The sequence below is a fragment of the Microbacterium sp. P26 genome, assembly GCF_023712585.1.
Classification (GTDB): Bacteria; Actinomycetota; Actinomycetes; order Actinomycetales; family Microbacteriaceae; genus Microbacterium; species Microbacterium algihabitans_A.
Map to the genome: position 1 here is coordinate 46,451 of NZ_JAMAXZ010000002.1, position 25,976 is coordinate 72,426.

Sequence of the window (25,976 nt, forward strand, 5' to 3'; positions counted from 1 at the left end):
TCGTCAGGCGCGGTCGACCGTGATGTCGGCGACGGTCGCGCCGTACGCGGAGATCAGGTCGTCGGCATCGACGAACAGGCTGTATCCGTGTGCGCCGGCACCCATGGCGATGCGCGTGCCGACGATGCGCTCGTCGGCGTACACGGGCCATGCCGTGGTGCTGCCGATGGGCACGATCGTGCCGCGCTCGTAGCCGGTCGCCGCCAGGGCGAGCTCGGGCTCGGGGAGGCGGAGTTTGTTGACCCCCACGACGGCGCGGAGCTTCGGCCACGAGATGGCCCGATCACCGGGCACCAGGGCGAAGAGGTACGTGTCGTCTGAGCGCTTCACCACGAGCGTCTTGACGATGGCCGCCGCAGGGATTCCGAGGAGCTCGGCGGCTTCATCGAGGCTCGAGGTGGCGGGACGCTCGCGCACATCGACAGAGAGGCCGCGCTCGCGCGCGGCCTCTCTGACTCTGGTGGTGGGGTCGCTCACGCGTCCGGCGCACGCAGCGGGTCGTCGGCAACCCACAGCTCGTCGTCGGCGCGCAGCGTCTGCCACGCGGCGTACGCGACGCCCGCGGCGGCCACGACACCGAGGATGATGGCGATCACGCCACCGGCGCCAATGCCGTCGTGCTGCGAGGGAAGCTTCTTCGAGAGGCGCTTGGACGCCTGCTTGCCGTACTTCTCGGCACGCTTGGCGTACTTGTGAGTGTCGAGCTCGAAGCCCTTGCCCTTGGCGATGCGGTCACGGGTGTCGCCCGCGGCGTCCCACACCGACATCGCTCCGCCGACCACAGCACCGGCCGCGGGAACGACCTTGTGGCTGAGGAAGCGGTTCGTGCCCTTGACGGTCTTGTCCACGTACGGAGCGGCGTACTTGCCGTAGCCGTCCTGCACGGCGGGGACGAGGTCTTCACGGCTGAAGCGACCGAGCTGATGGCCGGCTTCGCGAGCGACCTTCCCACTCTCGCCCAGCAGCACCTGCTGCGACTCCCACACCTTGGCGGCGTGCTTCTGGAGCTTGCGCAGTTCCTTCTTGCTCTTGCGGCTGAGGCCCACGGCTCATCCTCCCTGTCGATGGGATGTACGTTCGTTCATCTTGCCAGAACGGGTCGCCGGCACCGCCGACCCTTGCAGATAACTCTGAGAGAATGTACCCATGGCCAACCACACCGCCGTAGCGACCCTGCACACCAACCACGGCGACATCGTCGTCAACCTGTTCGGCGACCACGCGCCGCGCACCGTCCGCAACTTCATCGGGCTCTCCGATGGTTCGCAGGAGTGGACGAACCCGGCGACCGGGGCGAAGGGCGAAGGTCCCCTCTACAAGGACGTCGTCTTCCACCGCATCATCCCCAACTTCATGATCCAGGGCGGCGACCCGCTCGGTCAGGGCATCGGCGGCCCGGGATACAACTTCAACGACGAGATCCACCCCGAGCTCGACTTCACGCAGCCCTACAAGCTGGCCATGGCCAACGCCGGTCTGCGCCGCAATGCCATCACCGGCCAGGCCGAGGGCACCAACGGCTCGCAGTTCTTCATCACGACCGACCCCACTCCGTGGCTGCAGGGCAAGCACACCATCTTCGGCGAGGTCGCCGACGAGGCTTCCAAGGCCGTCGTCGACGAGATCGCCGCAGTTCCCACCGGCGCGCAGGACCGGCCGAAGGCAGACGTCGTGCTGCACTCGGTCGACGTCGTCGCCGTCTGACGCTCGGACGACGGCGGGTGTCCACGACCGACGAGTTCCGTCGCAACAGCGACAACTTCTGTTACCGGCATCCTGACCGGCAGAGCTTCGTGCTGTGCCAGCGGTGCATGCGCACCGTGTGCCCGGAATGTCGGACACCCGCCGCCGTCGGTGTCATCTGCCCGGAGTGCATGGCCGAGCAGCGCGCTCAGCAGACTCCCGCGCAGAAGAAGGCGCAGCGTCGATGGGCGTCTCGCCCTGCGATGGCGCTCTCGACCGATCGCCCGCGGATGACCCTCGCGATCATCGCGATCACGGGTCTGACCTACATCATCGGCTTGATCCCCGGGGTGGGGTCGATCCTCACCCAGTTCCTCGCTTTCAACAGCGTCTTCCTCGTTCCGCAGTTGGGCGTCATCCAGCCGTGGCGACTGCTCACCGTCTCGCTCGTTCACAGCGGCTTCTTCCACGTCGCCCTGAACATGCTCGCGCTGTGGTTCATCGGCCGCAGCCTCGAGCCGATGCTCGGACGCGCCCGGTTCCTGGCTCTCTACCTGATCGGCACGATCGGCGGATCCGTCGCCGTGGCTCTGCTCGCGCCCGGTGTGTGGACCGTCGGAGCGTCCGGCGCCATCTTCGCCCTGTTCGGGGCGCTGCTGGTGATCGGCCGCCACATCGGAGCCGACATCCGCGTGATCGCGATCCTCATCGGGATCAACTTCGCCTGGCCGTTCGTCGTGGCGGGGATCGACGCGATCAGCTCCGGCAGCTTCGCGGCGTCGCTGGCCGCGGTGGGCATCTCGTGGCAGGCGCACCTGGGTGGACTCGTCGCGGGAGCCCTGGTCGGCCTCGTCTACGCCCGCACGCGCGCACCGCGTCAGCGCGGGGTGCAGATCGGTCTGCTGGTGACGCTCAGCGTCGTTCTTCTCGCCCTGCTGGTGATCCCGGCCGTGGCGTACGTCTGAGAGTTATCCACAGCCTCATCCACAGGTGGGGATGAATTACACGCGTGTAAGTCAGCGCCACTTCGTGGTCATGAGGAAGCCGACGAAGGCGATTCCGAAACCGATGACCAAATTCCACGGGCCGATGCCCGGGATGGGGAACTGCGAGTTGCTGAGGTAGAACACCAGCACCCACACGAGGCCGATGAGCATGAGGCCGATCATGATGGGCAGGAACCACACGGGGTTCGGTGCCGATCCGCCGTCGTTGCGCTCAGCGATCGGGTCTTCGCCTTTGCCAGTTCGAGCCATGCGGGACAGTCTAACGGTCAGGGGCGCGCGAACCCATGGAACTAGACTCGCCTCGTGCAGACCGTGCAGGAGCCGCAGACCCGTCGTACGCGACGGCGCGGCCGCGCTCCCCGGCGCCGGGTGTCGGTCGTCGGAGTGATCGGCGACCTGCTCGTGACGGCGGGTGTCGTCGTGCTGCTGTTCGTGGTCTGGCAGCTGTGGATCGGCGACGCGATCATCGGGGCGCAGTTCAAGGACCAGGGCCAGGAGCTCAGTGACTCGTGGGCCCTCGAGCCCTCGGCCCCCGCACCCGCCGCATCCTCGCCGGAAACCACGGCACCCACCGGTCCGCCGACGGCTGATCCTCCCGCCCTCCCGCAGCCGGGCGATGCCGAGCGCTTCGCCGTCGTCCGCATCCCGCGGCTCGGGCCCGACTACTCGTTCCCCCTCGCCGGCGGGGTCAGCTCGTCGCGCACCCTCGACCCGATCGGGCTCGGTCACTATCCCGACACGGCCATGCCCGGCCAGGTCGGCAACTTCGCCATCGCCGGCCACCGCGGCAGCCACGGAGCCCCGTTCGCCGACCTCCCCTCGCTGCACATCGGTGACGCGGTCGTCGTCGAGACCGAGCAGGGCTGGTACACCTACCGCTTCCGCAACATCGAGTACGTGCGCCCCAACGGCGTCGACGTGCTGCTGCCGCTGCCGCAGCAGCCGCAGGTCGACGCGACCGATCGCATCATCACGATGACGACCTGCAGCCCGCGGTACGGATTCTCCGAGCGCGCCATCGCCTACGGCGTCTTCGAGTCGTACACCCCGCGCACCGAAGCAGGCCCTCCCACTTCTCTGACCTCTGGAGCCGCGTGATGTACGGAGCTCTCTGGCGTGTTCTGCCCGGTCCCTGGTGGGTGCGAGTCCTGATCCTGCTCGTGCTGCTGGCGGCCGTGCTCTACGGCCTGTTCTTCTACGTCTTCCCCTGGGTGAGCGACCTGGTGTACCCCTCGGAGGTCACGGTCGAGTGACCGGTCTGCGGGTCGTCGTCGTCGACAACCGCGACAGCTTCGTCCACACCCTCGCCGGTTATCTCCGCGACATCGGTGCGGAGACGTCGATGGTCGACGCCCATGATCCCGCCGTCGTCGACACCGTGCGTCGTCACGACGCCGTGCTCGTGTCTCCGGGGCCCGGTCATCCGCTCGACGCGGGACGGTCGGTCGAGGTGGTGCGCGCGGCGTCTGACGCCGGCATCCCGTTGCTCGGGGTCTGTCTCGGCCACCAGGCGCTGGCGACGGCGTTCGGTGCACGGGTGACGCAGGCTCCGGAATTGCTGCACGGCATCACGAGCGTCATCCGCCACCACGGCGACGGGGTGTTCGCCGGTCTCGACGACGGGTTCATCGCGACCCGCTACCACTCCCTCGCCGTCGACGAGTCGAGCCTGCCCCCGGAGCTCGAGGTCACGGCGCGCACCGACGGAGGCGTCGTCATGGGACTCCGCCATCGCTCCGCGCCGCTCGAGGGCGTGCAGTTCCACCCCGAGAGCGTGCTGACCGAGGGCGGCCATCGGCTGCTCGGCCGGTGGCTCGAGAACGCCGGTCTGACCGGCGCCGTGGAGCGCGCAAGCGCCCTTCACCCGCGAAGGGTCAGGACCCCGAGCACACCGTCAGCGTGATCTCGCTGTGCACCGGCACCTCGCCCGGGGCCAGCGACTGCGTCGTGACCGTCGCGGGGGTGGTGGCCTTGCAGCCGGGGTCGTCCTTCGTCAGGACCGTCAGCTGCTTGTCGTCGGACTCGAGCTCGCGCTTCGCGCCGTCGAGGGTGTACCCGGCGTAGTCGTTGATGACGACCTTGCCGCTGGCGACCTCGAGGCCCACAGTCGTGCCCTTCGCGATCTCCGTGCCAGACTCCGCGGTCGCGGAGATCACGGTTCCGGCAGCGAGAGCGGGGTCGTCCACGCGCCGCACGGTCCCGACTGTCAGGCCGGCGTTGGTGAGCGCCGTGCGCGCCTCGGTCTCGTTGATCCCCTGCAGCGTCGGGACGGTCGCTGTGTCGGGGCCGGAGGACACGTACAGGGTCACCTGCTGCCCGGCGGTCACGGTGGTACCGGATGACGGAGTGGAGCTGATCACATTCCCCGCGGCGATCTCCTCGTCGGGCTGATTCACGCGGCTCGCGGTGAGTTGCTCGGCCTGAAGTGCTTCGACGGCGCGGTCGTACGACATGTCGACCACGTCGGGAACAGCCAGGGCATTGGTGGGCACGTTCGAGGCGGGCTGGATCTGCATGACCCACACCAGCACCGCGACGAGCAGGACGGCCAGGACCGTGACGCCGGCCCAGATCCACGCGACGGGGGGTCCGGGCTGCGTGCGGCGCATCGTCGTGTCGGTGCTGAGCTGACGGAGCGAGCGCGCGGTCTCGGCCGCCTGACGCGGGTTGGGTCCGTACAGCTCGTTCGACAGGGCGGACATCTGGCGCTTGGTCGGCGCCTTACCGTCCGCGGTCTCGTCGAGCGCCTCACGGAAGCTCGCGGCGTCTTGCGGCCGCTGGAAGGGATCCTTCGCCAGTGCGCGCAGGACGATCGCGTCGAGTGCGCGCGGGATCGACTCGTCGATCTCGCTCGGCGGCAACGGCGCCTCGCTGACGTGCTGGTAGGCGACGGCCACGGGGGTCTCGCCGCGGAAGGGCGGGCGACCGGTGAGCAGTTCGTAGAGCACGACGCCCGTGGAGTACAGGTCGGCGCGCGCGTCGACGGACTCGCCCTTGGCCTGCTCGGGCGAGAAGTAGGCCGCGGTCCCCACGATGGCCGTCGTCTCGGCGACGGTGGAGGAGGAGTCCGACACGGCGCGGGCGATGCCGAAGTCCATGACCTTCACGCGACCGGAGTCGGTGATCATGACGTTGCCCGGCTTGATGTCGCGGTGGACGACGCCGGCGCGGTGCGAGTACTCGAGGGCTTCCAGGATGCCGTCGACGTAGCGCAGCGCCTCGTCGGTCGGAACCTTGCCCTCGGCGATGATCTCCTTCAGCAGGCGACCGTGCACGAGCTCCATGACGATGTAGGGCACGGGACGCTCGACGCCGTCGACCCCGGTCTCGGCGTCTTCGCCCGCATCGAACACCCGCACGATCGTCGCGTGAGCCATGCGCGACGCCGCCTGCGCCTCGAGGCGGAACCGCGTGCGGAACGCCGCGTCTCCGGCGAGGTCGGAACGCAGGATCTTGATCGCCACCGTGCGCCCGAGAGTCTGGTCGTACCCGCGGTACACGCTCGCCATCCCGCCGCGACCGATGAGGTCGTCGACGCGATAGCGCCCGGACAGGACGCGCGTCTCAGTGGTCACGAAGGAACTCCTGGCGTGGGGGGATCGAGGGTGGATCAGTTCTTCTTGCCGGGGGCGCTGGTCGCGCCGGTGCCCGCTCCGTTGCCGGTGGCGCTCGGGCTGGGCGTGTTGCCACCGGTGATGGTGGCGGACGCCTCGCTCGAGGGGCCGGCGGTGCGGTCGGTGCCCGAGCAGCTGACCGTGTACGTGATGCGCAGCGAGTCACCCACGGCGTTGCTCACCTTGAGCTGCGCATTGCGCGAATCGGGCGGGAACGACGACGACGACTGCCCGTTGTTGTCGAACGTGCCGTTGGTGGCGGTCAGGTTGTACGACACCACGTTGCCGGTTCCGGAGGGGCAGGTGTACTGGCCCCACGACACGCGCACGTCGCTGCCCGCGCCCACCGAGGAGCCGGGGAGCGTCGGAGCGGAAGGCTCGGTCAGCGGGGTCTCCTCGCCGAAGACCTTCAGCACGATGATCGTCCCCTCGGGGACATTGCCCGTGGGGCTCACCGAGTCGACGATGCCGACCTGGTCGGGGCTCGAGGCGGGGTTGCCCGTCTCGCACTGCGCCCCCAGCTGGTTCTCGTCGAGGATCTGGCTCGCTTCTTCGCACGTCCGGCCCGGCAGATCGAGGGCATTGACGTTCACGAGGGACGAGGTCGCCGTCGGGGTGGCCGACGGGGTCGTCACGCTCGGAGTCGGCGTGGACTGCGTGGGCGCGGACTCGGTGGGCGCGGCATCCGGACCGTCCTGGTTCGACAGCAGGCCGAACAGCGTCACTGCGAGGATCAGGGCGAGCAGCGCGATGAGGGCCACCAGAGGCCACGTCCACCGGCTGCGCTTCTTCTTCTCGGCGACGGGCGTCTCTTCGACGTGCTCCTCGGTCAGAAGCGATGTCGCGGCACCCGCGGCGGGCATGAGCCGCGTGGTCGCCGAGGTCTGTCCGCCGGTCGTGAGCAGCTGCGTCACCTCGTCGGCGATCGCCGCACCGGCGGCCACAGCGGGCACGGCGGCCGCAGCTGCCGTGAGGTCGCCGCGCCGCAGGGCGGTGGCCGCCCGCGAGACCGCCGCCGAGGAGGCGGGACGGTCTTCGGGCTTCTTGGCGATCATCGCCATGACGAGGTTCTGCACCGGCTGCGCCACGGTGGGCGGCAGGGGGGCGGGCTGCTCGTTGATCTGCGCCATGGCGATCGCCACCTGCGACTCGCCCGTGAAGGGGCGCTTGCCCGCCAGGGATTCGTACGCGACGATGCCCAGCGAGTAGGTGTCGGTCGCGGGCGACGCCGGGTGACCCGACGCCTGCTCGGGCGAGAGGTACTGCACCGTTCCCATGACCTGACCGGTCGCGGTCAGCGGAACCTGGTCGGCGATGCGGGCGATACCGAAGTCGGTGATCTTCACGCGGCCGTCGGGCGTGATCAGCAGGTTGCCGGGCTTGATGTCGCGGTGCACGAGACCTGCGGCATGCGCGGCCTGCAGTGCCGCCGCGGTCTGAGCGACGATGTCGAGGGTCTTGTCGGTCGACAGCGAGCCCTCGCGCTCGAGGATCGTCGACAGCGCCTCACCGGGCACCAGCTCCATGACGAGGAAGGCGCTGCCGTCTTCTTCGCCGTAGTCGAACACGCTGGCGATGCCCTCGTGATTCACGAGCGCGGCGTGGCGGGCCTCGGCGCGGAAGCGCTCGAGGAAGCCCGGGTCGCCCATGTACTCGTCTTTGAGGATCTTGATGGCGACGGTTCGTCCGATGACGTGATCCGTCGCCTCCCAGACCTCGCCCATACCGCCGATCGCTATGCGCGATTCGAGCTCGTAGCGTCCTCCGAAGGTCACACCCTGCGTCGGTCTCATTTACCCAGCACCGCCTCCATGACCTTCTTCGCTATCGGGGCGGCGATCTCGTTGCCGCTCCCGCTCTGCCCCCGGCCTCCACCGTTTTCGACCACCACGGCGACGGCGACCTGAGGGTCGTCCGCCGGTGCGAAACCGGTGAACCAGAGCGTGTAGGGACGGGAGTCGTTCTCCGCAGTGCCGGTCTTACCCGCCACCTGAACCCCGTCTATTCTTGCATTCGATGCCGCGCCGTCCTGGACGTTCGCCGTCATCATCGAAACCATCTGCGCGTTGACGTCGGGTTCGAGCGCCCGACCGAACTCGCTGTCGGAGCCCTGGTCGCTCACCGACAGGTCGGTGTTGATCACCCGATCGATCATGCGCGGGTTCATCACCACGCCGTCGTTCGCGATGCCCGCCGACACCATCGCCATCTGCAGGGGCGTGGCGCGCACGTCGCCCTGTCCGAAGCCGCTCAGTGCGGTCTGCGGGGCGTTGGGGTTCGAGGGGTACGTCGAGGCCGTGGATTCGAGCGGCGTCGAGAAGGTCGAGTTGAAGCCGTACTTCTCGGCCTCGGCGCGGATCGCGTCGGCGCCGAGCTCCACGGCGAGTTCGGCCATCGGAATGTTGCAGCTCAGCCGCAGGGCCGTGGCGATGGTGACCGTGTCGCCCTCGCCGCACGCGCCGCCTCCGGCGTTGCTGACCACGTTCGTGGAGTCGGGGAGCGTGTACGCGGCCACGTTGGGGAACGCCGAGTCGGGCGTGTACTTTCCGGATGCCAAGGCGGCCGACGCCACGACGAGCTTGAAGGTCGATCCCGGAGGGTTGAGGTCGCCCGCGATCGCGCGGTTGTCGAGCGGCTTCGAGGGGTCGGCCACGAGCTGGTCGTAGGCCGCGTTCACGGCATCCGTGTCGTGCGAGGCCAGGGTGTTCGTGTCGAAGCCGGGCTTGGAGACCATCGCGAGGATGCGCCCGGTCGACGGCTCGATCGCGACGACGGCTCCCTGCAGATCGCCCATGGCGTCCCACGCGGCCTTCTGCACGGTGGCGTCGACCGAGACCTCGACGTTGGAGCCGCGGGGCGCCTTGCCGGTGATCGCGCGGTCGATGCGCGAGAAGAACTGATTCGAGTCCTGGCCGCTCAGCACGCTGTTCTCGGCCGCTTCGAGACCGGTGCGGGCATCGAGCACCGGATTCACGTACCCGGTCACGGGGGCCCACATCGCGGCATCCGGATACTCCCGCTGCCAGCTGTACACGTCGTCCGACGGAACGGAGGAGGCGATGGCGGCGCCGCTGGCGACGATCGATCCGCGCTGCACTTCGTAGGAGTCGTACAGCGCACGGGTGTTGCCCGAGGTGTTGGTGAGGGCGTTGGCCTGCACCACCTGGATGATGCTCGTCGAGGCGAACAGCGCGAGGAACATCGCCAGCATGACGATGCTGAGGCGTCGGAGTTCTTTGGTCACGGTGCCTCCTCCGGGATCGGGGTGTGGGCGGGGATGGACGAACGGGTCATCAGCCGATCACCACCCGGGGGCGGGAGCGCACCGCGTCGGAGATGCGCAGCAGGAACGCGACGATGATCCAGTTCGCGATGAGCGACGAGCCACCGGCCGCCAGGAACGGCGTGGTCAGGCCGGTGAGGGGGATCACCCGCGTGACACCGCCGACCATGATGAACACCTGCAGCGCGATCGTGAACGAGAAGCCGGTCGCGAGGAGTTTGCCGAAGTCGTCCTGACCGGCGAGGCCGATCCGGATGCCGCGGCTGGCGAACACCATGTAGAGCGCGAGGATCGCGAACAGGCCCACCAGACCCAGCTCTTCGCCGAGGCTCGGGATGATGTAGTCGCTCTGCGCGAGAGGGGTGATCGACGGGCGCCCCTGGCCGAGACCGGTGCCGAAGAGACCGCCGTGCGCGAGGCCGAAGATGCCCTGAACGAGCTGGTAGCTGCCGCCCTCGCGGTTGACGACGTCGGGGTCGAAGGCGTTGAGCCAGTTGGCGAAGCGGCCGTTGACGTAGGGCAGCACCTGGGAGGCGAGGAACGCCCCGCTCGCGACGAGCACCAGACCGATCAGCACCCAGCTGGTCTTGCCGGTGGCGACGTAGAGCATCGCGACGAACATGCCGAAGATCAGCAGGCCGGTACCGAGGTCGCGCTGCAGCACGATGATGCCGAGCGAGACGAGCCAGATGACGAGCACCGGACCGAGCTCGCGGGCACGCGGCCAGGTCATGAACAGGAAGCGCGTGCCCGTGGAGGTGAGGCTCTCGCGCGTGCGCACGAGATAGCCGGCGAAGAAGATCGCGAGGCAGATCTTGGCCAGCTCACCCGGCTGGAACGACACGAAGCCGAGCGAGACCCACACGTCGGCGTTCTGATCGGTGCCCAGGCCCGGGACGAAGGGGAGGAGCAGCAGCAGGATGCCGGCGAGGCCGAACAGATACGTGTAGCGGAACAGCACGCGGTAGTTGCTCACGAAGATGAGCACCACCAGCGCCAGCACCATCGCGATCGCGGCCCACGCGATCTGGCGGTGGCCGGTGGCATCCCAGCCCGACGCGCCGTCAGCGAGGTCGATGCGGTAGATCATCGCGATGCCGAGGCCCGTGAGCACGGTCGCGATGGGTAGCACGAACGGGTCGGCGTCGCGGGCGCGCAGGCGCAGCGCCACGTGCGTGATCAGGGCGAGCACCGCGGGAATGGCCGCGAGAGTCAGGAAGCCGGGCTCGACGGTGCCGCTCACGCCGAGTTGCACGAGAGTGACGGCTCCGCCGTATACGGCGATGGCGAACAGCAGCAGGCCGAGCTCGCGGTTGCGCTGCTTGGCGGGGGTGCGGATCTTCTTCAGGGCCCGCATCACGGCGGTGTCGGTGGACACGGCATCCGGGGTGCGGGTCAGCTTCTGGTCGGTCATCCGCTTCCCTCCTCTGCGGGGCGCAGGCGATCGACGATGAGCTCGGCGTCGGAGAGCGATCGGGCCGAGATCGTGGCCTCGACCGTCTCGCGGTCGAACTCCGAGAGGTCGGCGAGCACGATGTTGGTGTCTTCGTAGACGGTCGACAGCGAGAGCGGTCCGATGGACTGCTGGATGCCGCGGTAGATCACGACAGAGTTGTCGTCGGCGCCGACGTAGTACCGCGTCTGCGTCCAGTTGTATCCCGCCCACAGGCCCAGGCCGATGGCGGCGAGTACCACGAGCAGGGCGGCGAGCCAGCCGAGGCGACGCCGACGCGCGCGGCGACGGTCTTCTTCGATGAGCTCCTCGAGGAACTCGGCGGCGGGCTCGAAGTGCGTGGGCTCGTTGGCGACCTGGCGCGCGTGGTGCAGCCAGTTCGAGCGGCCCGGACGCGCGGCGGGCACGACCACGCCGCTGGGGTTCGAGGCCGAGCCGACGATGGTCGGCGTACCGATGAACACGGGGTGCTGTCCGCCCACGTCGACCAGCACGACCGTGACATTGTCGGGGGCACCACCGTCGAGCGCCTGCTTGAGCAGGGCGTCGGCGGTGCGCGCCGGGGGCATGCCGAGCGCGAGCGTCTTGGCGGTGTGCGTGTCGTCGACGACACCCGAGAGGCCGTCGGAGCACAGCAGCCAGCGGTCGCCGTCCTGCGTCGGCATGATGAAGCTGTCGACCTCGGGGTCGGGATCCATGTCGCCGAGCACGCGCATGAGCACCGAGCGCCGCGGGTGGTACCGCGCCTCTTCGGGGGTGATGCGACCGGAGTCGACCAGGCGCTGCACGAAGGTGTGATCGGCCGTGATCTGGGTGAGGGTGTCGTCGCGGTAGAGGTAGATGCGCGAGTCGCCGATGTGGCCGATCACCGCGTAGTCGTCGACCATGACGAGAGCGCTGACCGTGGTGCCCATGCCCGCGAGCTCGGGACGGCGGGCGACGGTGTCGATCAGCTCCGCCGCGGTGTCGGCGAGGGCGTCGCGGATGGCGTGCTCGGCCTCGGACGGCGTGCGGAACGGCTGGTCGAGCTCGGTGAGACGACCGATGGCGATGCTCGACGCGACGTCACCGCCCGCGTGGCCGCCCATGCCGTCGGCGACCACGAAGAGGTTGGACCCGGCGTAACCGGAATCCTGATTGTTGGAGCGCACCTTTCCCGTATGGGAGATGGCGGCGCTCGAGCCCTGGAAGACCATGGGGGAGGGTTACTTCCTCAACTCGAACGTCGTCGCGCCGACCTTGATGGGCGCGCCCACCTTCACCTGCACGGGCGAGGCGACGCGCACGCCGTCGTGGGACGTGCCGTTCGTGGAGTCGAGGTCTTGCAGCATCCACTGGTCTCCCCACAGCACGAGACGAGCGTGGTGGCTGGAGGTGTAGTCGTCGCGGATGACCAGGCCCGACTCGCTCGAGCGACCGATCGTGAGCGGCTCGGAGCCGAGCGGCAGCTCGAGGCCGGCCTTGGGGCCACTCGTGATGACGATGCGCGACACCGCCGAGGTGGTGGCCAGGCCGCCGACCGGAGCCGGAGCGGGGGCTGCGGGGCGCTTGACCTGGGTCGTGACCGCGTCGGGTGCCGCCGTGGGAGCGGGGGCGGCGGGGGCGGATGCCACGGGCTCGGGGAGCTTGCGCACCTTGACCCCGAACAGGTCGGCGCGCAGCGAATAGACCACGCCGAACACGAAGAACCACAGCAGGACGAGGAAGCCGCCCTGCAGAAGAAGAAGAGTCAACGGACTCATGACAGGGGTCCTCGTTCCCGGACGTCGAAGATGCGCGTGGCGTCGGAGGCCGACGCGCGTCGCGGCGGCTGCGCCTGAGCGACCACACGGAACACGATATTGGTACGGCCGATCGAGATCGTGGAATCGGGGGGCAGAGCCGCCTCCGACACCTTGCGGCCGTTGAGAGTGGTGCCGTTGGTGGAGCCGAGGTCGCGGACCATCGCGCGCTCGCCGTCCCAGAGGATCTCGACGTGCTTGCGGCTGGTGCCGGCGTCGGGGATCGTGATGTCGGCGTCGCTTCCGCGGCCGATCACCGTGCGGGCTCCGGTGAGCGGATGCCGCTTGCCGTCGATGTCGACGACACCGCGCCACGCGACCTGGCCCTCGGTCGTCTGCGAGTCGACCCGCAGCGTTCCGGTGGACAGGGTGGAGTCGCGCTCGATCGTGATGGCGACGGGGCCGGCGAACGAATACCCCTGGGTGCGCGCGTGCTTCTTCACCAGGGTGTCGAGCTCGTGCACGAGGGTGGATCCGAGGGCGCTCATCTTCTCGTCATCGGCGGGCGACAGGCGCACCGAGAACGTATTGGGCGCGAGGATGCGATCGCGCGTGACGACCACAGCCTTCTTGTCGAGCTCGCTGCGCAGAGCGGATGCGATCTCCACCGGCTGGATGCCGCTGCGGAAGGTCTTCGCGAACGCACCGTTGACGGCGCGTTCGAGACCCTTCTCGAAACTGTCGAGTAGCCCCACGAGACTCCTTCAGGCAGGCAGACCAGTAGGCACATCGTAGTCAGCACGGCTGGACAGGTGATGGAAGCGGTCATCGGGGCCCGCGATTCGTGACCCAGTCGGGGCCGTGATATTCTCGGGAAGTTGAGTTCGCGGCATCCGTGCCGCATCTCGCGCGAGTGGCGGAATAGGTAGACGCGCTGGCTTCAGGTGCCAGTGCCCGCAAGGGCGTGGGGGTTCAAGTCCCCCCTCGCGCACAGAAGGAAGAAGGCCCCGGGTTCATCCCGGGGCCTTCTTCGTTTCGTGCGGGAGCGGGAGGGCTATGGACCCGTGAGGGGTTGGGCCCCTGGCGCCCGAGAGGCTCCGCGCGCCGCGTAGCGGTGTGTGGAGGGGCACCAGGGAAAGTCCCCCCTCGCGCACTCAGCCTGCTATCGCCTCGTACGAGAACGACCGCAGCACCGCCGGTCGACCCGTGGCGGGCATGGGCTCGACGCCGATGACGCGGCCCGTGAACCCGCCGGCGACCTCCGTCGACACGTATCGACCGTCCATGCGGGCGATCTCGACGAACCCGTCGTCGGTGACGATGCCGAACTGCAGGTCGTCGGCGACGGGCACACCGCCGTGCGGTCCGGGGATGGGCAGGGTGGAGCGCAGCGAGAGCGTCACGGGCGTCGTCGCCGGGAGCGGGATCGCGCCGAGGTCCTGCGCGAAGGGTCCGACTGTGGCGCGGGCGACCGCCTGGCCGTCTCGACACTCGACGGCGACCCAGTGGTCCTCGTCCATGCGCAGGACGAGGCGAGCGTCACCGGGTTCGACGTCTGCTCGCGCCTCCCACTGCTGATCGCGCACTCTCGTCGCCAGGAGCGAGCGATACCGCTCGTCGGACGGTTGATCGATGACGACTCCGCGCGGCGACACGCTCGTGAAGTCACCGGGGTGGCGCCCGGGGGCGATCCAGCGCAGGTCCAGACGATCGGCGGAGAAGTCGTCGGTGAACGAGGTCGACACCGGGGAGATGTCCAGATTCTCGTCGACGACGGGCCAGTCGTCCACCCACGACACCTTCGCCAGGAAGGTCTCGCGGCCGTTGAGGTGGAAGCCCGGGCCGGGTCCGACGGGACGGACCCCGAGGTAGACCATGCTCCATCCGTCGGCAGTCTCGACGAGGTCGGCGTGACCGGTGTTCTGCACGGGATCGGTCGAGCTGCGGTGGCTGAGGATCGGACCGCCGGGGTGGAACACGAATGGTCCGGTCGCGGTGCGGGACCGGGCGATGGTGACCGCGTGCCCTCGCTCCGTTCCGCCCTCGGCGAGGAGCAGGTAGTACCAGTCGCCGCGGCGCAGGAGGTGCGGTCCCTCGGGGTGCGCGAGGCCGCTCCCGGTGGAGAGGAGAGCGGGCTCGGAGAGCAGATCGCCGGTCTCGAGGTCGACGGACGCCTGCAGGATCGGGGCGTCGGCGCGGCCCGTGGCCCAGGTCAGGTAGCAGGTGCCGTCGGCATCCCAGAAGAGATCGGGGTCGATGCCGATGGCGCCGGACACGCGAAGAGGCGGACTCCAGGGCCCCTCGGGGGTGGCGGCGGAGGTCAGCAGCTGCCCGTCGCCCACGGTGTTGATGTCGGTCGTGATCACCCAGAATCGGCCCTCGTGGTGGCGAATCGTCGGAGCGAAGATGCCGGCGCTCCCCGCCGACGACGGGAAGGAGAGGTGGTCGCGGTCGGCGAAGACGTGCCCGATCACGGTCCACGACGTGAGGTCACGGCTGTGATGAACCGGAACGCCCGGGAGGTACTCGAAGGTCGAGGTGATGAGGTAGTAGTCGTCGCCGACGCGGCAGATCGAGGGGTCGGGATGGAAGCCGGGGAGGATCGGGGTGGCGCTGATGACGGTCTCCTTCGACGTCGCGGCTCGATCGGTGGGGGCGAGCTACCGGAAATGGTTCATCTGTAATGGTTTCGTGTCGCGCGCGCTCGCATCACTCGACGCGTCGTACTCCTCGCACCATACGAGCTTCAGCGTGGCAGAAGAGGCCGTGCCGGCGGCATCCAATCTGCGCGCGGAATCACGCAGAGCCGACGGCTCGATGAGCCAGGTCGAGGCGTCGTGCAGGCGCCACTGGTCGCGCACGCGGCGGGCGTAGGGACGGGCACGCCAGGTCATCCAGGCCCAGGGGACGAGCCACACGGTTGCGCCGATGGCCGTGCTCGCCTCGACGGATGTGGCGTGATGGGCGGTGACGGCGGCGGCGATGCCGAGGAAGAAGCCGACATACGGCCAGATGCCCGACATCTGCCAGGCGAGGCGCGAGCGATCATCGCCGTCGGGCGGGAGGATGCGGAGGTGCTCGGCGACCAGCCCGTGGCCGCTGAACCGCCGCTCGTAGGAGCCCCACGGCCCCTCCACGCGCAGGGGGAAGTCCCGATCGTTGAAACGCATGCGCTCATCGTCGGCCGCATGGATCATGCGCGCGTCGATCCTCGCAAGAGCCATACGCCCGGCTCCTCGTCAGGGGCGGTCGCAGGGTCTTCGCGTCAGCAGACCGTCAGCGAGGCGGTGTCGACCGTAGGGATTCCGTGAGGACGCGAGCGTTCCGACGTGTGTTCGCGTAGGACAGGAGGATGAGTGCACTGACCCTCATCACCCGTTTCACCTCAGGTGTTCGCGTCGACGGCGACCGTGGCTGTCTCGCGTGGGACGGAATCGACGCGGGCATCGGAGCGGCACCGTCGACCCTGCTGTACGGCGTCGACCTGCGGTCCACCCCTCGCGGGCGCCATCTGCGGCGCGCTGCGCACGAGCAGCTCGCTCTGCTCGACGAGCGGCTCAGCTCCGGCCCTGACTACCGAAGGGTGCTGGTGGCCGTGTCTGTGGCATGCGCCCGAGACGCGGAGTACGCGCGACCACGACTCGAAGCGGCCGCCGAGACGGTGCTGCAGAGTGCCGAGCGGCGGCGAGGGCACTCCATCGCGCTCGCCGTGGTCGTGTGTCCCACACCTCTCGACGCCGCGACCGTCCGTTCGCACTTGTGCGACGCTGCGGCGGGCATCCCGGACGGAGCGGGCGCAGCCCTCTGGGACGACGTGCGCACCGACGGGTTGCGCCGAGCACTGGTGCGTCAGCACCTCTGACGCACGGATCGTCGAACGCGACCTCGGGAATCAGGAGGCCGCGCGGGTCGTCGTGCGTACGCGATAGAGGCTGGTCGTCGCCGTGATGAAGAGGTCGGTGCCGTCGTCACCGCCGAAGCAGAGGTTGGCCACCGTTTCGGGAACCGGAAGGAACAGCAGCTCCGCGGCATCCGGAGCGAAGACGTGCACTCCGTCGCCCGCGGACGACCAGACCCGGCCTTCTTCGTCGACGACGATGCCGTCGGGCATTCCGTCATCGATGGTGGCGAAGTGCCGGCCATTCTCGGCCCCCGCTCCGGCGTCGACCACGTCGTACGCGCGGATCCAGTGACCGGGCCCGTCGTCGAGGCCGATGGCGGTGTCGGTGACGTAAACGGTCGATCCGTCGGGTGAGAACGCGAGACCGTTGGGCTGCACGATGTCGGCGATGACGGGGCGGATGCCATCGGTCGCGGACCAGCGGAAGACGAATCGCCCGCCGTACTCGCGCTCGCCCGGGTGGCCCTCGTCGTCCTGACGGATGCCGTAGTCGGGATCGCTGAACCAGAGCGACCCGTCGGGGGCGACCGCGACGTCGTTGGGGGAGTTCAGCTTCCTCCCCTCCCACCGCGAGACGATCTCGTCGACCGATCCGTCGGGGTGCTCGCGCTCGAGGCGCCGACGCCCGTGGGAGCACTGCACGACGGTGCCGTCGTGATCGAGGACGCGGCCGTTCGTGAACTCGACCCCCTCGCGGTGGACGATCGTCGCCGCGCTCGCGGCGTCCCACTCGAGGATGCGATCGCCCGGGATGTCACTCCACCGCAGCCGTCGGGTGGTCGGGATCCAGAGCGGTCCTTCGCTCCAGGTCGCGCCGGTCCACAGTCTTTCGACGCGGCCCTCGTCCTTCACCAGGTCGGCACGGGTCATGGGGTCGGTCCCTTCTCTTCGCTGGCGGGGAGCACGGACGGGAATAGTATCCGGCAGGAATCCGAGGCCACCGCAGGGAGGGGCATGCGCGTGCCCTAAGGGAGATGGCATCCCGTCCCACGTCCTGCGAGAGAGGCGCGTCGCCGGCCGCGCCGAACGCCTGTGGCGGATGAATCACGGATTCCGGCGAGAGGCAACCCACCCTGCTTACGCTGTATCTGGGAGGAAGCTGAGTACTACGAGAGCTTCGCCTTGAGCGGGCATCGGTTCACACTCGCGAAAGGAACACATCATGGGATTCTTCGGATTTCTTCTCCTCGGCCTCATCGCCGGCGCCATCGCCAAGCTCATCCTCCCCGGTAAGCAGGGTGGCGGCTGGCTCATCACGCTCCTGCTCGGCGTCGTCGGCGCTCTGCTCGGCGGGTTCCTGGGTGGCCTGCTCTTCAACGCCCCGCTGCAGGACTTCTTCTCGATCCAGACGTGGCTGCTCGCGATCGGTGGGTCGATCATCGTCCTGCTGATCTACGGCCTCATCGTGGGACGCCGCACCGCGCGCTGACCTGCACGCGAAAGGCCCGGGGCGGTGGACCGTGCCCCGGGCCTTTTCGCGTCTCCGGCGGGATCCGGTCGTGCGGGGCCGCCCCCGATCCCAGCCCCGCACGCCCGATATGGCGGAGAAGCCGTCCGCCGTGCCAGCAGTCTCGTATGCGGGGCTCGTCGCTCCCCGCCGCGCGCGACCGGCGTGGGCGGTTTTCGTCCAATCGGACTACTTCTCGCGCCGGATCAGGCCGTTTCGTGCCCCCCACAGCGCCAACTGCGTGCGGTCGTCGAGATCGAGCTTTCGCAGCGCGGATGCCGTCTGGCTGCGCACCGTGTTCACCGACACGGTGACATGCCGGGCGATCTCGTCGTTCGAGGTGAGCCCGCTGCTCAGCAGCGACACGACCCGCAGTTCGGCGGCCGTCAGCAACGCCAACTGCTCGGGCTCGGCCGGCTGCGGTCTGGCCTCGCGCAGCTCGCGGATGAGGCGAGGCGCGACCCGGGGTGAGATGGTCGCGGTCCCCGCGGCCGCGCCACGGATGACGGGCAGCAGCTGATCGCTGTCGTGGCCCTTCAGCAGATAGCCGCTCGCGCCGGCCTCGAGCGCCTCGACGACGAAGGCGTCGGACACCTCGCTCGTCAGCAGCACCACGCGGCAGGTCTCGTTCGCTTCGCTCGTGATGAGGCGCGTGGCCTCGATACCGCTCATCCCCGGCATGTGCAGATCCATGAGCACGACGTCGGCCCGCTCCGCCCGCGCGAGGACGGCCGCGTCGCGCCCGTTCGAGGCCTCCCCGGCCACGCGGATGCCGGCGGCGTTCTCGAGCCGCAGACGGATGCCGCGGCGCACGGTGCGGTTGTCGTCGACGATCAGGACGCGGATGTCGGTGTCGCTCACGGCGTCGGCACCGGGGTCTGGGTGGCGTGCACGCTCAGCGGGGCCTCCATGACGACCGCCCAGCCACCGGAGGAGACGGGACCCGCGGCGAAGGTGCCGTGCAGCAAGTCGACGCGCTCGGCCATGCCCGCCACACCCCATCCGAGTCCGTCGGGCGTCGAGTCGACCTCGGGGGCCGGGGCCTCGGCGTTGGCCACCACCACTCGGATCGACGAGTCGGTGACGCGGACCTCGACGGTGACGGGGGCGCCGGCCGCGTGCTTGCAGGCGTTCGTGAGGGCCTCCTGCACCACCCGGTACGCGGTCGTCGACACCATCGCCGGCAGGTCGTCGACGGCTCCGTCGACCCGGCGCGTGACATCCATGCCGCGCGACGCCCAGTACTGCACGAGCTCGTCGAGCGAACGCAGGTCGAGGGTCGGCTCGGCGCGGGCGTCGTTCTCGGCGCGCAGGTCGCGCAGGGCCGCGTAGAGGCTGGCCGAGGCGAAGCGCCCCTCGGCGCGCATCTCGGCGATGAGGGCCGACGCCTGCTCGGCGTCGAGGACCTCGATGTCGACGGCCGCATCGGCCAGCGACAACAGCCCCGCGAGGTGCTGGCCGGCGACGTCGTGCAGTTCTTGCGCGATGCGGGCGCGCTCGAGGGTCTTCGCGTGCTCGAGCTCGGTCTCGTGGCGGGCCGCGGCGGCGGCGACCGCGGCGCGGGCGCGATGCAGACCGCGCATGCGCCGAGCCCACCAGATGCCCAGCGCGGCGGCGCCGCCCACGGGCGCGGCGAAGGCGAGTCCGGTGCTGAGCACGAAGCTGCCGGTCACCCCGAGGGGAGCACCCGTCGACAGCGACCATAGGGAGAGGACGCCGACCGTGGCACCGATCGTGACCGCGCTCCAGGCCGTTGCGATCGCCGGGCGCCGGCTCGCCGCGAGGAAGAACACCGCTACGGCGACGACGGGGGGAAGCCCGCCGAGCCAGCGCGGAACCTCGAGCCCGACGACGAGTGCGAGGTAGCAGGCGATGGTGCCGACGACCGCGACCAGGGGGAGGCGGGTCGCGAGGAGCAGGAAGCCGCTCTGCACGGCACAGCCGAGCACGACGAGAGCCGTCACGACGCCGAGGGGGATCGGGTAGTCCCACACGACGTCGCCCTGCATCGCCCCCGCGAGCGGATCGGAGATCGACTGCAGCGTGGTGACCACGAAGACGATGAAGGCGAAGACGACCATCGCGCGAGGACGACTCAGGATGCTGGTGAACCCCGCGGTGTCGGCCGCGGTCTCGACCGCCCCCCGGTCGTGATGGTCGTCTGTCGTCCCCACCGCGTCACTCTAACGTCGGCGGAAGCACGTACACCACGTCGGCTCCGTCGCGCCCGTGCTCGACGAAACCGAGCCGTGCGAGCACATCGTGGCTCGGTTCGTCGTCGGCCGCGACGCACGCGTAGAGCGGTCGCTCGGCCTCGTGCACCGTGACCATGCGCAGCGCCTCGGTCGGCGCCTCGGGGTCGGCGTCCGGACGGACGGCGAGCAGAACCTCTCGGTCGCCGTCGACGTCCATGGCGGCGGCCACGCCCACCACGCCGTCGTCCTGCACGATGGCGTGGGCCGAAACGGCGTCGTCGGCCAGCCAGGCGTTGAACGCCGCGCGGTCGTCGAATCGCGCGCGCGACCACGCCGACGAGCTCGAGCGGACGGCCTCGAAAGCCGCGTCGGTGGTGTCGGGGGCGAGGTCGCGCAACTCGATGTGGGGCATGCGCGTCACGCTATCGCGAGGCTCCGGCGGGCTCGGGGCGTCTTGCGTGCTCAGGCGAATCCGTGCAGAGACAGGAAGGTCCACGTCGCACCGTTGGTGTCGCGGCGTGCGATCTGATCGCGGAGGTGCTCGAACAGCACCGACCGCGTGTCGGATGAGGTGTACCAGCCCTCGAGATTGCGGCGGAGCACCAGATCGGTCTGCTCGAGCTGCTTGCGGAAGACGACGTTGCGCGAAACGGCTACGAGGTGGGTGTGCAGGGCGAGCGCGGCCAAGACGTACGAGGGGGAGTCCTCCGCGTCGCGCAGCCCATCGACGTGCGAGACGATGCTCTGCACCTCCTCGTCGCTGCAGCGGGGGAGGGCGATGTGCATGACGGCCGCGATCGTGTGTGCGGCGTACTCGCGCATGTCTCCGCGGGCGCGGTCGCTCACCTCCGACACCCGGGTGTAGCGGTTGGCGGCGACCTCGACCATGCCGATGCGCTCGAGTTTCTGCAGGGCCTCGCGCACCGGGGTGCGGGAGATCCCCATCAATGCGGCCAGTTCGACGTCGCGCAGACGGTCTCCCGGCTGGAGGCGACCGTCGACGATCGCCTCGCCGAGGGCTCGGTAAGCCTCGTCGACGAGGGCGGAAGCACGCCGACGATCGTCCATCAGGCGAATTTTACGACTCCCGGTTATCACAGAACACGGCAATAACTCGCTGATTCTTCGTTTTCGTGTCGCGAACGGGCTCCGGCGCCGGTATTGTCATCACCGTCACGCCTCGCGTGACATATCCGGGGGGATCCGTCGACGCCCGGGCTTCGAGCTCTGCTCAGCCCGGGCGTCGTATGGGCTCAGGGGTCTTTCGGCCCGCCGGTGGCCTCCCGAAGACGTCCCGCAACGTTTATGTCACGGACCTTTGAGCCGATGCGGCCCGGCCGTTACTTTGGGCTCACTGACCGGCGCGCTCGGCGCCGGCTGAAGCGGAAAACGGCAACACGATGAGCACGCAGGGCACGGTCAAGTGGTTCAACTCGGAGAAGGGCTTCGGTTTCATCGCTCCCGATGACGGGGGTCAGGACGTCTTCGCGCACTACAGCGCGATCCAGTCGGGCGGTTACCGCTCGCTCGAAGAGAACCAGCGCGTCGAGTTCGAGGTCGCGCAGGGCCCCAAGGGTCTGCAGGCGGAGAACATCCGCCCCCTCTGATCCGTGTCCGGCCCTCGGTCGGATCCGCCCCGACCGTGCGCCTCGCGCCGGTCGGGGCATCTCACGATTCCGGATGCCACGGCATCCGGGATTCGTCAGTGCTCCTGTCGCACGAGATCGACGCCGGCGGCCGCGAACTGTCGCAGCGTCGCGTGCGGCAGGAACGCGCGCGTGAGGGCGGCGCCGATGCGCGTGAGATCGGCCTCGTCGCGGTAGAGCAGATACATCGTCTCGTAGCGCGGGTGGAACTTCTGCTTGAAGCGGTGCAGAGACGCGAAGCCGTAGACGGGCTCGAGCATCGTGGCCATGCGCTCCTGCAGGTCGGCGATGACGCCGGCATCCGCGGGGTACTCGTGTGCGAGCGGGGCCCCGGACAGCGACATGACGGCCGCGCCCTCGTTCGAGAATTGCTGCGCCGACGCGCCGATCAGGTACTCCATGACGGGGCCGAAGCCGCCCTCGCGGCGGCGCATGAGATCGAGCGTCCAGCCCGTGATCGCGCCCTCGCCGTAGACCGGCAGCCACGAGAGGAATCCGTCGACGTCGCCCGCCGGCGAGACGGCCAGCGCGAGGCGCACCTCGGGATCGGCGGCCTCGTGCAGGGTGCCGAGCGTGAAGCCCATCTCGGGCAGGTCCTTCTCGCCGACCCAGCTGTCGGAGATCGCGCGCAACTGCTGCCGGACGCCCCAGCTCTCGTCGGACAGGCGCGACAGGCGGAACGTCATGCCCTCGCGCTGCGCGCGGTTGAGCGAGGTGCGCACCGCCGACCATGCCTTTCCGGTGAACTGCAGCCCGGGGAGGTCGACCACGGTGTCGTCGGCGACGACGATGCTGCGCCACCCGTCGGGGACGGCGGCGTTCGTGGCCTCACCGGCGCTGAAGAAACAGGGTGCGAGGCCCGCGGCCTCGGCGGCCTGGATGAACGCCCGCACCGTCTGCGCGCGCTCCGCGGCGGGGCCGATCGGGTCGGCCAGGGCCAGGGCGACGCCGGAGCGGCGTTGGTAGGCGACGATCCCGCTGCCGAACCGGGCGTACGACATGCCCTCCCACGTCGTCATCCACGACAGGGTGCCGCCGCCGTCGGCGTGCAAGGCGGTCTTCACCTCCTGTGCCGTGGGCGCGGGTGAGGTGCCGAGCTGGGCGCGCGGACGAGCCCGGAACGCACCGCGCACGAGCACGAAATACGCCCCCGCCACGATCCACAGCGCCGACGAGGCCAGCACGCTCGTGACGTCGGCATCGAGGTCGGCCTCGACGCCCGGGAGCCCCGCCAGCAGCAGCACGGCGATCAGCAGCAGCACCAGCACGGCATTCAGCGCCACGTAGACGATCACGATGATCCACGCCCATCGACGACCGCGGCGGAGAGCGGTGGCCACGACGAGCACGATCACGGTGTTGACGGCCACGTCGATCCACGATCCCGAGGTCGCGGCCGAGGAGCCGAACGGGCCGGTCATCGGGGCGAGGTAGCCGAGGATCTCGATCGCGCCGAGCGCGCACAGCACGACGAAGGCGAGAAGCCGCTGCTCGCGCACGTTCACCCGCTGCGGTCGCAGCGACCTCGTCACCGCGAGCACGAGCCCGACCGCCAGCAGCCTTTCGACGTCGGGGAGCGAGCCGTAGTAGAAGAGGGCCACCGACAGGCCCGCGAGCAGGACCGTCCACGCCCGCAGGCGCCACGGCGACGGCAGCAGGGCGACGGAGGCGGCGATGCACGCGAAGAGTCCGGCCGACGGACCGACCGAGAGCACATCCGCCTGCTGCTGCGCCCACGTCCACGGCAGCAGCGAGCCGCCCCACAGCAGCAGGGCCGCGGCGAGGACCGCGAAGAGCTGACCCACCCCGAAGGTCGCGGCGGCGACCCGGCTGCCGCGGCGGTATTCGAGGTAGCCGATCCCGGCGAGGGCGGGGAGGCCGGCGAGGAACAGCCAGGGCGAATCGACGAAGAACGTTCCCGTGACCGGCGTCCACCAGCGACCGGCCTGCAATGCCGGCACCCCGTAGGCGACGGCGGGAAAGAGATCGGATGCCGTGAATGGCTGCCAGAGACTCCCGGTGAGCAGACCGGTGACGAGCAGTGACGCGGCGAGTCCCAGGGACACCGGGATGCGCCTCGCTGCTCGCAGAGCACGGCTCGGCGTCGTGTTCTTCCCCATGCCGCTCACGATAGGGCACTCGTGAGCTGCGGTCGGGGATCAGTTCTGCGGGGGCGGAACCGCGTGCCAGGCGGCCCGAGCGTCGGCCAGAGCCCGGCCCGCGTCGGTGGCCGCGCGCGAGGCGGCGAGCTCGCGGCGCGCGTGTTCGAGCCGCAGACGATCGGCGATCGGTCGCACCTCGTCGCGGGTGTCGGCCTGAGCGAGGGCGGCGCGCGCGCATGCCAGCGTGCCCGGCAGAGCGGCGCGTGCGGCCTCGAGCCGCAGACGCGGGCTCACCGCGTCGCCGACCATGTCGTCGCGCAGTTCGCGCGCGCGGGCGACGGCCACGATCGCCTCGCGCGGCCGGCGATCCGCCTCGGCGGCTGCCTCGTCGAGGTCCGCACGCGCGGCGCGGAGACGCTCGAGAGCGTCGGGGGCGCACTGCCCGCTCCGCGTCGTGGCGATCTGCACGGCGTCGTCGAGCTCGGCGCGCGCGGCGGCCAGTTCGGCGTCGGTGTTCTCGGCGGCCTGGAAGGCGATGCGGTGAGCGTCCTCGACAGCGCGCAGGTGGCGCGCCGCCCGGCGGATCGCCCGCGTTGCGCGCAGCAGAGCGTCGTCATCGATGGCTCCGGAGAGGGCGTCGTCCGCCTCGGAGAGCGCCGCCGCCGCTGCCGCGGCCGACGCCTCGGCCTCGGCCCAGTCGGAGCGATCGAAGCGGTGTCGGAGCGCATCGAGCAGCGGCTCGGGGTCACCCGCCGCCGCGACGACCGCCTCGCGACGCTCGCGCGCCGCAGCCGCCAACCCGTCGGTCGAACGGTTCGCACGGACCCACTCCGCGAGCCGCGCCCGCGTGTCGGACGTGCGGGCGAGCTGTCCCTCGAGACCGGCCCGGGTGCGACGGGCGAGATCGCGCCGCGTCGCGGGGATCAGCGACGCATCGTCGAGATCCGAGACGTCGACGAAGCCGCGGTCGCGGGCGCGGTGCGCCGACGTGCGGGCACGGCGCAGCTCGGTGGGCGCATCGCGGGAGTCGTCGGCATCCGCCGCCTCGAAAGCCACGTCGAGCTCGACGACGGCGTCATCGAGACGCAGCAGGGCGTCGGCGGCCTCGGCGACCGCCGCATCGGCCGCCGCGCGGGTCTTCGCCGACCGACGGATCGTGCGCACGACGAACACGACGATCGCCGCGGCGACCACCGTGAGAATCAGGGCGACGAGGGCCGGCACCGCCCCGTCGATGTCAGACACCGCTGTCATCGTCGACGAGGAGCAGGGCGCGCAGCTGGTCGACGTCGTCGACGGCCGCCTGGGCACCGTCGGCCTCGTGGGGCCAGCTGAAGCCCCACCGGACGAAGATGACCGGCACCCCGGCATCCGCCCCGCCCTCGACGTCGTGATGCCGATCGCCGATGAGCACGGGACGCGAGGTGTCGGCGCCCGCTGCCTCGAGCCGACGCAGCGCCTCGCGCACGATGTCGGACTTGGCGCTCAGCGCGCGCTCATCGAGGCTCGCCCCCACCATCGCCTCGAGATCGGAGGCCAGCCCGAAGTGGTCCATCAGCGCGACCACCTGCACCTCGGGCTTCGAACTCGCCGTCGACTGCGGAACCCCCGCGGCGTGCACGTCGTGCACGAGCTCGGCGACACCGGGATACAGCTGAGCGCTGCCCGTATAGCCCTCGCTCTTGTTGAGCGCGCGGTAGAACACCACGGCCTCATCCGCCTGCGCGAGGGTCATGCCGGTGTTGACCTGGAACGACTCCCGCATGGGCGGACCGATCCACTTCGACAGCTCGCCGCGCGTCGGAGGCGTGCGCCCGAAGTGATCGAGCGTGGTGGTCAATCGGCGGAGGATGCCCTCCGATGCGTCGACGAGCGTTCCGTCGACGTCCCACAGGACGCAGGAGAAGGGAGAGCGTGCAGACAT

The 25,976-nt window shown here is 69.7% G+C and carries 27 protein-coding genes and 1 tRNA gene; 8 read left to right on the forward strand and 20 right to left on the reverse strand.

The genetic code is table 11. The annotated features are described in order from the left end of the window. Positions 1–3 precede the first annotated feature (3 nt). Together M3667_RS03805 and M3667_RS03810 are read right to left on the reverse strand one after the other, a co-directional pair. The gene (locus M3667_RS03805) at positions 4–477 is read right to left on the reverse strand and encodes a YbaK/EbsC family protein (RefSeq protein ID WP_251505151.1); all 474 of its coding nucleotides are present in this window, start codon (positions 475–477) and stop codon (positions 4–6) included. Next, positions 474–1,046, reverse strand: coding sequence for a DNA helicase (locus M3667_RS03810; RefSeq protein WP_251505154.1), 573 nt, complete (start codon positions 1,044–1,046; stop codon positions 474–476). The genes M3667_RS03805 and M3667_RS03810 overlap by 4 nt, the downstream gene beginning before the upstream one ends. A 100-nt stretch (positions 1,047–1,146) precedes the next feature. Between M3667_RS03810 and M3667_RS03815 the strand changes: the two genes are divergently transcribed. Both M3667_RS03815 and M3667_RS03820 read left to right on the forward strand, forming a co-directional pair. After that, positions 1,147–1,704, forward strand: a complete 558-nt coding sequence (locus tag M3667_RS03815) for a peptidylprolyl isomerase (RefSeq protein WP_144830905.1) — start codon at positions 1,147–1,149, stop codon at positions 1,702–1,704. Between the two features lie 17 nt (positions 1,705–1,721). Beyond that, positions 1,722–2,648, forward strand: a complete 927-nt coding sequence (locus tag M3667_RS03820; RefSeq protein ID WP_251505157.1) for a rhomboid family intramembrane serine protease — start codon at positions 1,722–1,724, stop codon at positions 2,646–2,648. Between the two features lie 51 nt (positions 2,649–2,699). Here the strand turns inward: M3667_RS03820 and M3667_RS03825 are convergent, their stop codons facing one another. Continuing rightward, the gene (locus M3667_RS03825; RefSeq protein WP_144830902.1) at positions 2,700–2,939 is read right to left on the reverse strand and encodes a cell division protein CrgA; all 240 of its coding nucleotides are present in this window, start codon (positions 2,937–2,939) and stop codon (positions 2,700–2,702) included. Positions 2,940–2,993: 54 nt separating this feature from the next. On the opposite strand from M3667_RS03825, the gene M3667_RS03830 reads away from it, so the two are divergent. Together M3667_RS03830 and M3667_RS03835 are read left to right on the forward strand one after the other, a co-directional pair. After that, entirely contained in the window at positions 2,994–3,788 is a 795-nt protein-coding gene (locus M3667_RS03830) for a class E sortase (protein WP_251505160.1), read from the forward strand. Between the two features lie 151 nt (positions 3,789–3,939). After that, positions 3,940–4,593, forward strand: a complete 654-nt coding sequence (locus M3667_RS03835) for a gamma-glutamyl-gamma-aminobutyrate hydrolase family protein (RefSeq protein ID WP_251505163.1) — start codon at positions 3,940–3,942, stop codon at positions 4,591–4,593. On the opposite strand, the gene pknB is transcribed toward M3667_RS03835, so the two are convergent. Genes pknB through M3667_RS03870 form a run of 7 tightly spaced genes read right to left on the reverse strand, consistent with a single transcriptional unit; the run spans position 4,565 to position 13,516 of the window. Continuing rightward, positions 4,565–6,265 carry a Stk1 family PASTA domain-containing Ser/Thr kinase gene (gene pknB / locus M3667_RS03840; protein ID WP_251505165.1) on the reverse strand — a complete coding sequence of 567 codons (1,701 nt, stop codon included), beginning with the start codon at positions 6,263–6,265 and terminating at the stop codon, positions 4,565–4,567. The genes M3667_RS03835 and pknB overlap by 29 nt on opposite strands. Positions 6,266–6,300: 35 nt before the next feature. Beyond that, positions 6,301–8,097 carry a serine/threonine-protein kinase gene (locus M3667_RS03845; protein WP_251505167.1) on the reverse strand — a complete coding sequence of 599 codons (1,797 nt, stop codon included), beginning with the start codon at positions 8,095–8,097 and terminating at the stop codon, positions 6,301–6,303. Continuing rightward, positions 8,094–9,548 carry a penicillin-binding protein 2 gene (locus M3667_RS03850; RefSeq protein WP_251505170.1) on the reverse strand — a complete coding sequence of 485 codons (1,455 nt, stop codon included), beginning with the start codon at positions 9,546–9,548 and terminating at the stop codon, positions 8,094–8,096. The genes M3667_RS03845 and M3667_RS03850 overlap by 4 nt, the downstream gene beginning before the upstream one ends. A gap of 49 nt (positions 9,549–9,597) precedes the next feature. Then, the gene (locus M3667_RS03855; RefSeq protein WP_251505173.1) at positions 9,598–11,001 is read right to left on the reverse strand and encodes an FtsW/RodA/SpoVE family cell cycle protein; all 1,404 of its coding nucleotides are present in this window, start codon (positions 10,999–11,001) and stop codon (positions 9,598–9,600) included. Then, on the reverse strand, positions 10,998–12,236 hold the full coding sequence (locus M3667_RS03860; RefSeq protein WP_251505176.1) for a PP2C family serine/threonine-protein phosphatase: 1,239 nt from the start codon (positions 12,234–12,236) through the stop codon (positions 10,998–11,000). Before M3667_RS03860 ends, M3667_RS03855 begins: the two co-directional genes overlap by 4 nt. Positions 12,237–12,245: 9 nt before the next feature. Further along, positions 12,246–12,782, reverse strand: coding sequence for an FHA domain-containing protein (locus M3667_RS03865; protein ID WP_251505179.1), 537 nt, complete (start codon positions 12,780–12,782; stop codon positions 12,246–12,248). Then, positions 12,779–13,516 carry a DUF3662 and FHA domain-containing protein gene (locus M3667_RS03870; RefSeq protein ID WP_251505182.1) on the reverse strand — a complete coding sequence of 246 codons (738 nt, stop codon included), beginning with the start codon at positions 13,514–13,516 and terminating at the stop codon, positions 12,779–12,781. Before M3667_RS03870 ends, M3667_RS03865 begins: the two co-directional genes overlap by 4 nt. A gap of 152 nt (positions 13,517–13,668) precedes the next feature. Here M3667_RS03870 and M3667_RS03875 point away from each other — a divergent pair. Beyond that, a tRNA-Leu gene (locus tag M3667_RS03875) sits at positions 13,669–13,752 on the forward strand. Positions 13,753–13,915: 163 nt separating this feature from the next. Here M3667_RS03875 and M3667_RS16965 read toward each other — a convergent pair. Continuing rightward, entirely contained in the window at positions 13,916–15,379 is a 1,464-nt protein-coding gene (locus tag M3667_RS16965) for a family 43 glycosylhydrolase (protein WP_308196437.1), read from the reverse strand. Between the two features lie 42 nt (positions 15,380–15,421). After that, the gene (locus M3667_RS03885; protein WP_251505185.1) at positions 15,422–15,985 is read right to left on the reverse strand and encodes a DUF6611 family protein; all 564 of its coding nucleotides are present in this window, start codon (positions 15,983–15,985) and stop codon (positions 15,422–15,424) included. Positions 15,986–16,113: 128 nt separating this feature from the next. Here M3667_RS03885 and M3667_RS03890 point away from each other — a divergent pair, with 128 nt between their 5' ends. Then, complete coding sequence (locus M3667_RS03890) at positions 16,114–16,623, forward strand: hypothetical protein (RefSeq protein WP_251505189.1); 510 nt, start codon at positions 16,114–16,116, stop codon at positions 16,621–16,623. 30 nt (positions 16,624–16,653) lie between these two features. On the opposite strand, the gene M3667_RS03895 is transcribed toward M3667_RS03890, so the two are convergent. Further along, positions 16,654–17,532 (reverse strand): SMP-30/gluconolactonase/LRE family protein, encoded by an 879-nt coding sequence (locus M3667_RS03895; protein ID WP_251505192.1) that lies wholly within the window; start codon positions 17,530–17,532, stop codon positions 16,654–16,656. Positions 17,533–17,824: 292 nt separating this feature from the next. On the opposite strand from M3667_RS03895, the gene M3667_RS03900 reads away from it, so the two are divergent. After that, on the forward strand, positions 17,825–18,091 hold the full coding sequence (locus tag M3667_RS03900; RefSeq protein ID WP_136586355.1) for a GlsB/YeaQ/YmgE family stress response membrane protein: 267 nt from the start codon (positions 17,825–17,827) through the stop codon (positions 18,089–18,091). Positions 18,092–18,298: 207 nt separating this feature from the next. On the opposite strand, the gene M3667_RS03905 is transcribed toward M3667_RS03900, so the two are convergent. The 4 genes from M3667_RS03905 to M3667_RS03920 are packed head-to-tail and all read right to left on the reverse strand — an operon-like array spanning position 18,299 to position 21,372. After that, the gene (locus M3667_RS03905; protein ID WP_251505196.1) at positions 18,299–18,970 is read right to left on the reverse strand and encodes a response regulator transcription factor; all 672 of its coding nucleotides are present in this window, start codon (positions 18,968–18,970) and stop codon (positions 18,299–18,301) included. Further along, on the reverse strand, positions 18,967–20,283 hold the full coding sequence (locus M3667_RS16970) for a histidine kinase (protein WP_251505199.1): 1,317 nt from the start codon (positions 20,281–20,283) through the stop codon (positions 18,967–18,969). The genes M3667_RS03905 and M3667_RS16970 overlap by 4 nt, the downstream gene beginning before the upstream one ends. 4 nt (positions 20,284–20,287) lie before the next feature. Then, complete coding sequence (locus M3667_RS03915; RefSeq protein WP_251505202.1) at positions 20,288–20,716, reverse strand: hypothetical protein; 429 nt, start codon at positions 20,714–20,716, stop codon at positions 20,288–20,290. A 50-nt stretch (positions 20,717–20,766) separates the two neighbouring features. After that, positions 20,767–21,372, reverse strand: a complete 606-nt coding sequence (locus tag M3667_RS03920; protein ID WP_251505205.1) for a GntR family transcriptional regulator — start codon at positions 21,370–21,372, stop codon at positions 20,767–20,769. 332 nt (positions 21,373–21,704) lie between these two features. Between M3667_RS03920 and M3667_RS03925 the strand changes: the two genes are divergently transcribed. Beyond that, positions 21,705–21,911 (forward strand): cold-shock protein, encoded by a 207-nt coding sequence (locus M3667_RS03925; protein WP_144830844.1) that lies wholly within the window; start codon positions 21,705–21,707, stop codon positions 21,909–21,911. A gap of 95 nt (positions 21,912–22,006) precedes the next feature. On the opposite strand, the gene M3667_RS03930 is transcribed toward M3667_RS03925, so the two are convergent. The 3 genes from M3667_RS03930 to M3667_RS03940 form a co-directional block, all read right to left on the reverse strand. Beyond that, entirely contained in the window at positions 22,007–24,016 is a 2,010-nt protein-coding gene (locus M3667_RS03930) for a DUF2156 domain-containing protein (protein WP_308196429.1), read from the reverse strand. A 93-nt stretch (positions 24,017–24,109) separates the two neighbouring features. Then, positions 24,110–25,297: a hypothetical protein gene (locus tag M3667_RS03935; RefSeq protein ID WP_251505211.1), complete on the reverse strand. Its 1,188-nt coding sequence runs from the start codon at positions 25,295–25,297 to the stop codon at positions 24,110–24,112. Continuing rightward, complete coding sequence (locus M3667_RS03940; RefSeq protein ID WP_251505214.1) at positions 25,290–25,976, reverse strand: HAD hydrolase-like protein; 687 nt, start codon at positions 25,974–25,976, stop codon at positions 25,290–25,292. The genes M3667_RS03935 and M3667_RS03940 overlap by 8 nt, the downstream gene beginning before the upstream one ends.

Excerpts from the sequence above, each read along its gene's own strand:
- M3667_RS03885 (WP_251505185.1), bottom strand. The coding sequence starts at position 15,985 with ATGGCTCTTGCGAGGATCGACGCGCGCATGATCCATGCGGCCGACGAT.
- M3667_RS03890 (WP_251505189.1), top strand. The coding sequence starts at position 16,114 with ATGAGTGCACTGACCCTCATCACCCGTTTCACCTCAGGTGTTCGCGTC.
- M3667_RS03845 (WP_251505167.1), bottom strand. The coding sequence starts at position 8,097 with ATGAGACCGACGCAGGGTGTGACCTTCGGAGGACGCTACGAGCTCGAA.
- M3667_RS03895 (WP_251505192.1), bottom strand. The coding sequence starts at position 17,532 with ATGACCCGTGCCGACCTGGTGAAGGACGAGGGCCGCGTCGAAAGACTG.
- M3667_RS03855 (WP_251505173.1), bottom strand. The coding sequence starts at position 11,001 with ATGACCGACCAGAAGCTGACCCGCACCCCGGATGCCGTGTCCACCGAC.
- M3667_RS03825 (WP_144830902.1), bottom strand. The coding sequence starts at position 2,939 with ATGGCTCGAACTGGCAAAGGCGAAGACCCGATCGCTGAGCGCAACGAC.
- M3667_RS03915 (WP_251505202.1), bottom strand. The coding sequence starts at position 20,716 with ATGCCCCACATCGAGTTGCGCGACCTCGCCCCCGACACCACCGACGCG.
- M3667_RS03925 (WP_144830844.1), top strand. The coding sequence starts at position 21,705 with ATGAGCACGCAGGGCACGGTCAAGTGGTTCAACTCGGAGAAGGGCTTC.
- M3667_RS03900 (WP_136586355.1), top strand. The coding sequence starts at position 17,825 with ATGGGATTCTTCGGATTTCTTCTCCTCGGCCTCATCGCCGGCGCCATC.
- M3667_RS03920 (WP_251505205.1), bottom strand. The coding sequence starts at position 21,372 with ATGGACGATCGTCGGCGTGCTTCCGCCCTCGTCGACGAGGCTTACCGA.
- M3667_RS03940 (WP_251505214.1), bottom strand. The coding sequence starts at position 25,976 with ATGTCTGCACGCTCTCCCTTCTCCTGCGTCCTGTGGGACGTCGACGGA.
- M3667_RS03865 (WP_251505179.1), bottom strand. The coding sequence starts at position 12,782 with ATGAGTCCGTTGACTCTTCTTCTTCTGCAGGGCGGCTTCCTCGTCCTG.
- M3667_RS03815 (WP_144830905.1), top strand. The coding sequence starts at position 1,147 with ATGGCCAACCACACCGCCGTAGCGACCCTGCACACCAACCACGGCGAC.
- M3667_RS03860 (WP_251505176.1), bottom strand. The coding sequence starts at position 12,236 with ATGGTCTTCCAGGGCTCGAGCGCCGCCATCTCCCATACGGGAAAGGTG.